11 protein-coding genes are annotated in these 10929 nt (G+C 68.9%); all 11 read right to left on the bottom strand.

The annotated features are described in order from the left end of the window. Positions 1–3: 3 nt before the first annotated feature. Positions 4–1437: a type II secretion system ATPase GspE gene (gene gspE, locus AC5P9W_RS09770; RefSeq protein ID WP_197575914.1), complete on the bottom strand. Its 1434-nt coding sequence runs from the start codon at positions 1435–1437 to the stop codon at positions 4–6. Further along, entirely contained in the window at positions 1434–3815 is a 2382-nt protein-coding gene (gspD, locus tag AC5P9W_RS09775; RefSeq protein WP_197575913.1) for a type II secretion system secretin GspD, read from the bottom strand. The genes gspE and gspD overlap by 4 nt, the downstream gene beginning before the upstream one ends. Continuing rightward, positions 3812–4339 (bottom strand): type II secretion system protein M, encoded by a 528-nt coding sequence (locus tag AC5P9W_RS09780; RefSeq protein WP_058980542.1) that lies wholly within the window; start codon positions 4337–4339, stop codon positions 3812–3814. Before AC5P9W_RS09780 ends, gspD begins: the two co-directional genes overlap by 4 nt. After that, positions 4336–5499: a type II secretion system protein GspL gene (gene gspL / locus AC5P9W_RS09785; RefSeq protein ID WP_111103355.1), complete on the bottom strand. Its 1164-nt coding sequence runs from the start codon at positions 5497–5499 to the stop codon at positions 4336–4338. Before gspL ends, AC5P9W_RS09780 begins: the two co-directional genes overlap by 4 nt. Continuing rightward, complete coding sequence (gspK, locus tag AC5P9W_RS09790) at positions 5496–6401, bottom strand: type II secretion system minor pseudopilin GspK (protein ID WP_206621559.1); 906 nt, start codon at positions 6399–6401, stop codon at positions 5496–5498. The genes gspL and gspK overlap by 4 nt, the downstream gene beginning before the upstream one ends. A 9-nt stretch (positions 6402–6410) precedes the next feature. Beyond that, a complete protein-coding gene (gene gspG, locus AC5P9W_RS09795) occupies positions 6411–6848 on the bottom strand; it encodes a type II secretion system major pseudopilin GspG (RefSeq protein WP_180876715.1) in 438 nt (145 codons plus the stop codon). 57 nt (positions 6849–6905) lie between these two features. Further along, the gene (locus tag AC5P9W_RS09800; RefSeq protein WP_180832547.1) at positions 6906–7487 is read right to left on the bottom strand and encodes a hypothetical protein; all 582 of its coding nucleotides are present in this window, start codon (positions 7485–7487) and stop codon (positions 6906–6908) included. Positions 7488–7607: 120 nt separating this feature from the next. Further along, positions 7608–8159: a hypothetical protein gene (locus AC5P9W_RS09805; protein WP_111098548.1), complete on the bottom strand. Its 552-nt coding sequence runs from the start codon at positions 8157–8159 to the stop codon at positions 7608–7610. A gap of 58 nt (positions 8160–8217) precedes the next feature. After that, positions 8218–9198, bottom strand: coding sequence for a FecR family protein (locus AC5P9W_RS09810; protein ID WP_111098549.1), 981 nt, complete (start codon positions 9196–9198; stop codon positions 8218–8220). A gap of 69 nt (positions 9199–9267) precedes the next feature. Then, positions 9268–9798, bottom strand: a complete 531-nt coding sequence (locus AC5P9W_RS09815) for an RNA polymerase sigma factor (protein ID WP_026347004.1) — start codon at positions 9796–9798, stop codon at positions 9268–9270. A gap of 16 nt (positions 9799–9814) precedes the next feature. Then, positions 9815–10495, bottom strand: coding sequence for an STN domain-containing protein (locus AC5P9W_RS09820; RefSeq protein ID WP_111098550.1), 681 nt, complete (start codon positions 10493–10495; stop codon positions 9815–9817). Between the last annotated feature and the right edge of the window lie 434 nt (positions 10496–10929).

A 10929-nucleotide genomic window follows, 5' to 3' on the forward strand; every position in this document is an offset into this window, starting at 1 on the left:
GTCTCAGTCGTCGCCGGTGACGCGCAGGATTTCTTCCAGCGTGGTCACCCCGCTGTCGACCCAGCGATGGCCGTCCTGCCGCAACGTGCGCATGCCGGCGCGCCGCGCGGCCTCGCGCAGCGCGGGCTCGCCCTGCCCTTCATGGATCAATGCGCGCACGCGGTCATCGACCACGAACAGTTCGTGGATGCCGGTACGCCCCCGATAGCCGCTGTTGGCGCAGGCCGCACAGCCCACCGCGCGCCACACGGTTCGGCCTTCGCCATCCACCTCGGCACGCCGGCACTGCGTGCACAGCCGGCGCACCAGCCGCTGCGCCAGTACGCCGCGCAGCGACGAAGCCAGCAGAAAGGGCTCCACACCCATGTCGGCCAGGCGGGTCACCGCCGAGACCGCATCGTTGGTGTGCAGCGAAGCCAGCACACCGTGCCCGGTCAGCGACGACTGCACCGCGATCTGTGCGGTCTCCAGGTCACGGATCTCGCCGATCATGATCGTGTCCGGATCCTGGCGCAGGATCGCGCGCAGCGCGGTGCCGAAGCTCATGCCGATGCGCGCATTGACCTGGATCTGGCCGATGCCGGCGAAGTCGTACTCCACCGGGTCTTCCACGGTGAGGATGTTGCTGGTGCTGCTGTCGAGCTGGCCCAGCGCGGCGTACAGCGACGTGGTCTTGCCGCTGCCGGTCGGCCCGGTCACCAGCACGATCCCGTGCGGCTGCCGGATCAGCCCGGTGAATGTGGCCAAGGTGTCATCGGCCATGCCCAGGCGCTGCAGCTGCAGGCGGCCGGCATCCTTTTCCAGCAATCGCAGCACGGCGCGCTCGCCATGCCCGGTCGGTACAGTGGAAACACGGATGTCCAGCGGCCGCCCGCCCACGCGGATCGCAATGCGCCCATCCTGTGGCAACCGCTTCTCGGCGATGTCCAGGTGGGCCATGATCTTGATGCGCGACACCAGCGCTGCGTGCAGTGCGCGCTGTGGCTGCACCATGTCGCGCAGCGTGCCGTCCACCCGGTAGCGCACCACCGAATGGGTCTCGAACGGCTCGATATGCAGATCGCTGGCACCGTCGCGTGCAGCCTGTGCCAGCAATGCATTGATCATGCGGATCACCGGCGCATCGTCCTGCGCATCCAGCAGGTCGGTGACCTCCGGCATGTCCTGCATCAACCGGTCCAGATCGACTTCACTCTCGGCGGCCCCCACCACCGCAGCGGCATCGCCGCCGTCACGGTACTGCTCGCCCAAGCGCTGCTGCCAGGCTGCCGCATCCAGCATCTGGAACGGAAGCGGGCCATGCCGCCGGCGCAGCTCGGCCACGGCCCACGCTGCGGTGTCGGCGGTGCCCAGCAACACGGGCTCGCCGCCAACTTCGGACAGCATCACGCCATGGCTGCGCACCCAGGCGTACGCCAGCGGCGCGGAAGCGCTCACGGCCCGATCACCAGTTCCGGCGTGTAGCCCAGCCCGCGCAGCTGCTGCAGCGCAGGGTCCAGCGTCGCCGGATCGCGCGGCAATCGCACGCGCAGGCGTTGCCCGCTCTCGCCGGGCGTCGCTTCAGCATAGGCCTGCAGGCCCAGTGCCCGCACCTGCGCCACGCCCTGGCTGGCACGCGCCGGGTCCAGCCCCTGCGCGAACTGCACCAGCTGCGCATCGCCGTCACCGGACGGATACAACGCGGCCAGGCTGGTGTTCTGCAACGGCTGGCCCCGGCCATCGCGCGCATTGCCCTGGCCGAGTACAGACAGGTCCTGCGGTGGCAGCTGCGGTGCCGACAGCGCCGGCAAGGCCCAGCTCTGTACTGGCTGCGCGCCCGCCTGCGCGTTGCGCATGTAGTCGTAGCGGTCGCGGGTCAGGCGCTGGCCGGCGGCCGGGTCACGCACCACGTGCGGGCGCAGGAACACCATCAGGTTGGTCTTGGCGCGCTTGCGCGTGTCGCTGCGGAACAAGGCGCCCAGCACCGGGATCTTTCCCAGCCCCGGCACCGCATCACGGCCATGGCTGACGCTGTCTTCCAGCAGGCCACCCAGCACCATGATCTGGCCATCGTCCAGCAGCACGCTGGTATCCAGTGCGCGCTTGTTGGTGATGATGCCGGCCGTGCTGTTCGCGCTCTGCGCGTCGATGCTGCTGACTTCCTGGTAGATGTCCAGCTTCACCGTGCCGCCTTCGGAAATCTGCGGGCGCACGCGCAGCTTCAGGCCCACGTCCTCGCGCACGATGGTCTGGAACGGGTTGTTGCTGCCGCCGCCACCGTCGGTCACGTAGCGCCCGCTGACAAACGGCACGGTCTGGCCGACCATGATGCTGGCCGCTTCGTTGTCCAGCGTCATCAGGTTCGGCGTGGACAGGATGTTGGCGCCGCCCTTGCTCTGCAGTGCGTTGGCCAGCGCTTTCATGTTGAGGATCTGGCCGACACCTGGAAGGTTGATGGTGCCGTCGATCACGCCGATCTTCAGGCCATCCCGGGGAAGCACGTCCAGCGTGGTGCGGGCACCGGTATTGAGTCCACTGCCGCCGGTGGCGCCACCGAAGTGGGTGCCACCAAAGGTGCGTCCATTGCCCAGCATCCACTGCACGCCCAGCTCGGCCGCATCGGTCTGGTTGACCTCCACGATCAGGCTCTCGACCAGCACCTGTGCACGGCGCTGGTCGAGCTGGTCGATCACCCGTCGCAGGTTGCGGTACACCGGCTCCGGCGCCGAGATCAGCAGCGTGTTGGTGGCCACGTCCGCCTGCACCGAGATGCCGTTCTCGCTGAAGCCGGTGCTTCCCGCATCGATCGGGTCACGCCGGCTCGGGTCCAGCCGCTGCGATTCCAGCGCATTGCTTCCGGTCTTGGCCTGCTGCGGTTGCGACGGCTGCGCCGGTGCGGAACGGCTTGCATCGCCAGGCAGTGGCGTGATGCCTTCATTGCTGCCCACTGCCGGCGCATCGCTCTGCCCCGCAACCACGCCCCGCAGCACGCCGGCGAGCTGATTGGCCTGGGCATTGCGCAGGTAGACCACATGCAGGTTGCCGGACTCGTCCTGGGCGCGGTCCAGCTTCTCCACCAGCTGCCGCGCCAGACGGGTGCGGCCGGGGCTGCTGGAACGCAGCAGCACGCTGTTGCTGCGCGGGTCGGCCATCACCACCACCTTCTGGCTGGGCTCGGCGCCCTGCGCATCCAGCAGCGGCGCGACCATCGCCGCGACGTCCACAGCGATGCCCTGCTGCAGCTTCACTACATCGGTGTCCATGCCGGCCGGAGTATCGACGCTGGCGATAACCCGTGCGATGCGCTCCAGGTTGTCGGCATAGTCGGTGATCACCAGGGTGTTGTTGCCGGGGTTGGCAGTGATCGGATTGTCCGGACTGATCATCGGCCGCAGCACTGCCACCAGCGCGGCAGCATTCTCGTAGCGCAGAGGGAAGGTGCGCGTGGCGATCTCGCCCCCTGCACCACCGGCGCCCACCCGGCCGCCAAGCAGCTTGGCGTCGGCCTGCGGCACCACCCGGCTGACGCCGCCGTTCTCGACCACCGCAAAGCCGCGCATGCGCAACGCCCCGAGCAGCAGCTGATAGGCCTGGGTACGGCTGACCGGGCCATCGGAAACCACTGTCATCTTGCCGGTCACCCGTGGATCGACCAGGAACTGGCGCCCGGTGAAGCGCGCTGCCATGCGCAGTACGCCACCGATATCGGTATCCACCAGGTTCAGCTGCACCGGCTCATCGCCTGTGTCCTGCGCCGCCACCGGCGCCGGCATGTGGGCCACGCCCACGATCAGGGCCAATGCGGCACTGCAGGCAAGGCTGCGCATCGCCCTCATGGATGGGCACCCGCAGGGGCCACCATCACGATGTGTCCTGAAATCCGTGCCGCCGGCATGTTCGCATCCCCTGTGCGTGTCAATTGCAGCTGCTGCAGCTCGATGGCAGGGTCGGCCAGCAGCGGCAGCAGCCAGTTCCATAGCGCATCGGCAGGTACGGCCCGTACCTGCAGGTGCCAGCGCCCGTCGCGCGCTTCGATATGCAGGCCGCCAGCCAGACCGGCAGCCTTGATCTGGTCACGCAGTCCGGCCAGGGTCGGATGCTGGCCCTGCGCCAGCTGCTGGCGCTCACGGGCGTGCAGCAGCGGTGCCAGTGCGCGCTGCTGCGCCTGCAGCCGTGGGAGTTCGGCCTGCCAGTGCGTGCGCTGCTTCAGCAAGGGCTCCAGCCATAACGACCACAGGCCCGCCACCAGCAGCGCCACCGCCATCACCCACAGCATCAGCCGGTCGCGCGGTGGCAGGCGTTGCCAGCGCTGCTGCACGCCCGCCAGCCCCTCGCTCAGCCGCAAGGTTCGCGTCGTCACTGTCCCGCTCCGCTCACCCGCAGGCGTCCACCGGCATCGCGCACCAGCTGCAGCCCCTGCGCCTGCACCGCTTGCTGCCAGCGCTCAAGCCGCTGTGGATCGTCGGCCAATGCCCGAGCATCAGCGTCCAGCTCCAGGTACACCTGCCCGGGTTGGTAGTGCAGGCTGTGCACCTGCCCCGCCAGCTCCGGAACCGCGTGCAGCGTGCTGGCGACCTGACGCTGCAGCGCCGGCAACGGCGGCGCTGGCGGCGGAACCGCAAGCGCTCGCCTTGCCTGCAACACCGGGTCCACCACATCGGTGATCTCCGGGAAGCGTGCGCTGAACTGCCGTGCCATGTCCTGCTGCAGCGCCTCACCCTCGATCCGCCAACGCGAGACCTGCCACTGCAGCCCAAGTGCGGCCAACAGCACCGCCGCCAGTGCCAGGCCGATCGCCAGTCGCGGCGCTTGACGGCCTGCGCCGGGCAGCGGCAATGACCAACCCGGCAAGGGGCCACAGGCCTGCAGTTCATGCGCGACGGCGGTGGCCGGCAGGCTGCCCGGCCACGCCGGCGGTACGCTGTCGATCCATTGCACGGCCTGCACGCCGGCCTGTTGCAGGCGGGTGGCCAACGCCTGCATCACCGCAGACGCATCACGTCCGCCATACCATTGGACAAGTCCCCGATCGCGCCCGCTGCGCACCAGCAGATGCTCGCCGCTGACCTGCAGCGTGGCGTGGCGGTCCTGCCAAGGCAGCAGCAGTGGCGTCGGATGCAACGCCTGCAGCTGCAGCGCGCACGAGGCCAGCAGCTGCTGCGCCTGCGTAATGGCCTGCTGGCCGAGCCAGGCCACCGGAACCGTACCGTCTGCCGCCTGCGCACCGTGGGCCAGCGCCACCTCCTGCAGATCATCCAGCAGCATGGCCTCCACCTCGCCCTGCAACGCCGCGTGCAGGCGGCGCCCGGACAGCGGCGGCAGCTGCAGTTCCAGCAGGATCAGGTCGTTCGGATCAAGGCAGGCGTGCACCGTGGCCCGCGGATGCCGCAGGCCCAGCGCCGCCAGCGTGTCGCGGCCGTGGGCGAGCACCTCGCCCATGTGCAGCTGCGCCCAGTCCACCTCGCTGTCAGCGCGCAGGTGCGCCAGCGCCGGCAGGCGCACCCGAAGCTGCACGGTCATGCGCCGATCCTCGTCCACACCCGTTGTACACGCACCCCGTCGTCGCGGTACTCGCGCCAGAGCAGCGCGCGGAAATCAACCGCGCTGCCGTCGGCCTGCACCCGGCCGACGGCCAGGAACCACTCGCTATGGATACCCAGCGGAAGCACGGCCATCTGTTCGTTGCTCAGTTGGAGTCGGTTGGCGATGTCACCGCGGTTGAGCAGCCAGTGGCCGGCGTCGCGCTCAGCGAGCAGCGCCTGCAGCCTTGCCGGTTCCACCGCAGGCGTCACTGCCTGCAGGACGCTCAGGTCGCAGGTATTGGCGTTGACCAGGGTCTGCGCGGGCAACACCACTGTGCGCCGCGCCAGCGCCTGCAACGCCACCGGGTCGGCGCCGGCCAGCGCCTGTTCGATCAGTGATTCGCGCGGCAGCGGCGCCTGCGCCGGCATATCACCGTCGCGCAGGCGCGCCTGGATGCGGTCCACCGCGGATGCGCAGGTGCCCTGGCCCAGCCCCTGCCCGGCACACAACGCGACGAACGCGCCCCGCGCCTCGGGGTCCGGCCTGCCATGGGCCAGCAGGTTGCGCAGGTTGAACATCGACTGGGCATCGACCAGCTGCACCTGCACCGGCAACGGTGCCTGCAGCTGCAAAGGACGCGCCCAGCGCCCGCCGCGCACCGTGGTCAGCTGTTCCTTGACATCCTCACGCAGCTGCTGCGCCGCACGCTCCAGCGTGGCGTCCACCGCCATGCGCACCTGCGCGCGCAACTGGTCGCCGCGCAGCGCACGCAGCTGCGCCGACTGCCGGGTCAGCAGCGCAGTGGCAATCACAGCCACCAATGCCACCACCAGCACGGCGACGATCACCGCCACGCCACGCTGGCGGATGCACGAGACCGAACGCGTCCGGGCTGCCATCAGCACGCCTCACAGCTGCCAGGAGCCGATGTCTGCATTCCCGACGTCGCCACCGGGCTTGCCGTCCGCACCCAGCGAGAACACATCGATGTCGCCATGAGTGCCTGGAACCTGGTACTGGTACGGATGGCCCCACGGATCATTCGGCAGGCGATCCAGATACGGCGTCACCGGCAACCCACCGCTGCCCTGCGGCGGCTTCACCAGCGCCTGCAGGCCCTGCTCGGCACTGGGATAGCGACCGTTGTCCAGCTTGAACAGCTTCAAGGCCTGCATCAATGCGGCAATGTCCTGGCGCGCTGCCACCACGCGCGCCTGGTCCGGACGGTCCATCAACCGCGGCACGATCAGCGCGGCAAGAATGCCGATGATCACCACCACCACCATGATCTCGATCAGGCTGAAGCCCTGCTGCCGAGCCCTGCAACCACCTGCCTGCCTTGCCATTGTTCCGCCCTCGTCATCCTGGAAGAGACCGCTGCACCATGGTCAGCGGTGCATGTGTCAGTACGATAAACATCCGCCTGCGATTCGCTGCGCGGTTGCCTGTGCGGGCGCACGTGCAGCCGGCACGCGTGCTGCCTCGAGCAGGTGTGGCGGCACGCTGGCCAGTGTCTGGTCGATGCACTCGCGCAACAACGGATGCACGCACGCCTGCAGCAGGCGCACGCACTGCGTCGGCGACCACGCGGTGCCGTGGTCGAGGCCGATGAACATGCGGTAGGCCTGGTGGTAGCGCAGGTCGTCGTACACGCGCTGCGCAGTGTTGAGATCACGCACGATCACCAGCAGGGCCGCACGTTGCAGCAGTCGCGCATCGGCTGCGCCAAGCGGCAGCGCGCTCATGGCCGCGTCGGGCCAGGGCCACAGCCGCAGGTCGAGGGCCTTTCGAAGTGCCGCCAGTGGATGCGCACTGTTGTCCAGTGCCGCCCAGCGCGCCGCATCCGCCCAGGCGTCACTGGACAGCACCCAGACCCACGAGCGCCCATAGCGCTGTACGTTCAGGGGCGTGTGCCGTGCCTGCTCCAGCGACTGGCTCAGGTGGCGATCCAGCTCCAGCATGCTGATCCTGCGACTGTCTTCCATCTGCGCCGCCCGTGCTCCACGACGCGTGGTGCGTCGTACTCTGGAGAAGACGTCAGCAAGGCAGGTGAAGCGACACCGCGAATGCAACTCTGTGCACGGGGTGGCGCTTCACCGGCAACGTCATCGCAGCGTCATCCGCCTGCAGGCTTCGCGCTGCAGCCGCGGTGCGTCACCCCCACAACGGCGGGCCAGTACCGCCACGTCGCTGCGGGCAGCGAATGCGACCAGTGCATCGGTCATGTCCACGTCATCGCACCATGACGCCAGCGCAACGCGCAGTGCGGGCAGCTGCCAGCCCTCCATCACCCCATGGGCGCCCGCCACGAACCAGTGCCAGAGCCGATGATGCAGTACCTGCTCATGCAGCTGCGTGAGATCGTCGATGCCATGCATGCCCGCCAACAGCAGTGCGCGTGCGAGCACCGCAGGCGGCAGCGCCCCGGATTCGACCAAAGGCATCTCCTGCTGCTGCAGCCGCAGCAGCATCGCCAATGGGTGTGACTGCGGATTGAAGTCCAGCAGCACCGCCTGCTGCTGCCACTGCGCGTCAGACACCACGCACACCCAGGGCGAACCATAGCGATGCACCATCAGGGGCCTTCGCTGGGTGGTTTCCAGCAATGCAGACAGATTGCGGCGCAGATCGAGCACACCGATGGTCTCGTTGCGCATCCTTGGATTCTCCTTGCTTGCAACAGCCCGGCGCGGCGCGCACGGCCAGCGCCTTCATCTATCCAAGGACGGCGATGCCACCCGGAAAGCGACGCAGATCCAGCGACATCGTCCGTCGCAGCTGCTCCAGCGCCGCGTCCGGATCATCGATGCGGAAGCGGCCGCTGACCGGGGCGCGCGCCAATGCCGATTCGCCCAGCAGTACCTTGCCGCGGCGGTAACGGTTGATCTCCTCCACCACCTCACGCAGCGGTGCGCGGCGGAACACCAGCATGCCCTCCGTCCAGGCACTCACTTCCGACGCCACGGCCTCGGCCACCACACCACTGAGGCGCTCGTCGTACCGGGTCTGCTGGCCCGCCTGCAGCCGCAGCCGACCCTGCGGATGCTCGATGCGGGCACTGCCCTGCAGGCAGGTCACCCGCACCTGGCCCTGGGTGTTGCGTACGTCCAGGCGCACCGCGCCCTCATCGGCAATCACGCAGCCCGGGCCCGCGAACAACGCCAGGCGCAGACCGGCCTGGGTCTCGATCGCGGCCTGGCCCTGCACCAGCTCGAAGCCTTCGCCCTGCGTGTGCGCGCGGCGGCGCAGGCTGCTCTGCGTATCCAGTTCGATCTTCAGTTGCGGCGAGGGCGCGATCTGCAGTCGCTCACCGGTGCCGGTATGGAAATCGGCTGCCATGGCTGTCACCGAGGGCCACAGGCCCATCGGCGGGCGGATGGCCGCCACCACTACCAGGCTGGCCGGGGCGGCAATCGCGGCGCCCAGGAAGGCGCGTCGGCTCCAGCGCTGGGCCGGCGTCGGCGCGACCGGTTGACGCGCGGCCGCTGGCAGCTGCTCGCCGGCCAGCCGCACCTGCTCCCACTGCCGGCGCGCACGGCCAAACGCTTCGCGATGGCGCGGGTCGGACTCGCACCACGCGCGGAACCGGCGCCCGTCGGCGGCGGTCGCCTCGCCCGAGGTCAGCCGCACCACCCACGCGTGCGCCTGACGCTCGACGGCATCCAGCGGGCGTTGCGGGCGATCGTCAGGATCCATGGGGGCTCATGCCGGACCCGCACGCTGCGGGGTTCTGCTCGGCGTCAAAGTGTAGACGGATGCCGCCGTTCAGAACCGCACCTGGCGCCCCGTTCCACTGCGCTCGGCCAGATAGTCCTGGGCGGCCTTCAGCTCACGCTGCACCAGCCGCAGCGACACACCGAGGTGATCGGCGACATCGCGCTGCTGCAGGCCGTCGACACGGATCGCCAGCAGGATGCGGCGACGGCGCTCGGGCATGCGCTGCAGCAGGCCGACCATGTCTTCCAGCGCGAAGTCCAGTTCAGCCGCCTGCGCCGGGCCGGGTGCAGGGTCGGCCATGTCCATCAGCGTATCCACCTCCTCCAGGCTCAGCAGGCGGTGGTCAGCACGTTGGCGGTCGATCACGGTATTCATTGCCATGCGCAGCAGGTAGGCCGCGGGGTTCTGCACGGCATCCAGGCGGTCACGCCGCGCGCTCAGGCGCATCCACGTGTCCTGCAGCGCGTCGCCGGCCAGCTCCTCCGAGCCCAGCTTGCGCACCAGCCGGCGCTTCAGTTCATCGTAGGCACCCAGAAGGTGGTCCATCAGGTCAACTGCCCCAGCCGTACCGTTGCTCATGTTCGAATCCTTGAAGTCATGGAAGGGGCGCGCGCCCGCCACAGTCGTGGTCGGTGCCGGAAGGTCGGATCTGCAGCGTCACCGGCTGCGGTAGCGCAGCGGCATCGGGCGACAGCACCAAGTGCTGCAGCGCCTGCAGCAGGCGCGCATCGCGGCGCTCGCTGCCACTGCCTGACAGCAGCTCGGGCGCATGCACCTGGCCCTCGCTGTCGACACGGAAACGCAGCGTCGCGGCATAGCGGCCGGGAGCGATCTCCGGGTCGTCACAGAACACCCCACGCAGCCGCTGCTGCAGCCCACCATAGCGACGTCGACGTTCCGCATCGGCGAGCTCCGCGCCGACACCGGGTTCGGCAGCCAAGGGCGCGCCCCGGCGCAGCACCACACGCTGTTTGCCGATCACCTCGGCCTCGACGCCGGAGTCCTGCAGCAGCGCCTGCAGGGCGGGCAGCGGCGGCAGGCTGGCGCGCAGCGCACGGCTGCTGCGGCCTGCGGCAAGATCGCCCGGGTACATCACGGACCACCCACTGATGACGCTGAAGCGCTCGACCGCCTGTTCCAGTGGCTGCGCAGGGATGTCGTAGGCATGAACACCGTCCTGCCCGGCAGCGGCAAAGGACAGCAGCAGCCATGCCGCGATGGCCACCTTCCAAGTTCTGACCGCATGGTGTCCATTCAGCCCCCTGACGTAGAACACATGACCCTCGGCAGCGACAGCAGCTGCAGTGGACGCGCGCCAAGACCGGAACCCCGGCCCGCGCGCGACCCGCAAGCGGGCTCAAACCGTACCGGCGTCACATGTCATTGCGATGACCGCCGCCTACAGCCGACCTGAAGCCAGTCACCCATCAGGAATCAATAAATCGAACAGACCACCTCATCCACGCCTGGGGTCAGAGCCCGTTGCGCAGCAACGGGATCCGACCCCGTGCCGACCCAGACGTGTCGACCAAGGTCGACACCCACCAAGAGCAGCTCATGCCGTTCCGGCAGATCGTGGAAATCTGTCGAAGGCGGGGTGGGTCCGGTTGCGGGGGCGTGAGCCGCATGGGCCCGAGGCATGCCTCGGGCGGGTTGGGCAGGACGCCCAACCCCGGTCTTGCCGTGTGCGCAGGACAGCGCACACGAGCA

The sequence above is a fragment of the Stenotrophomonas sp. YJH_SMC_33 genome (assembly GCF_059372295.1).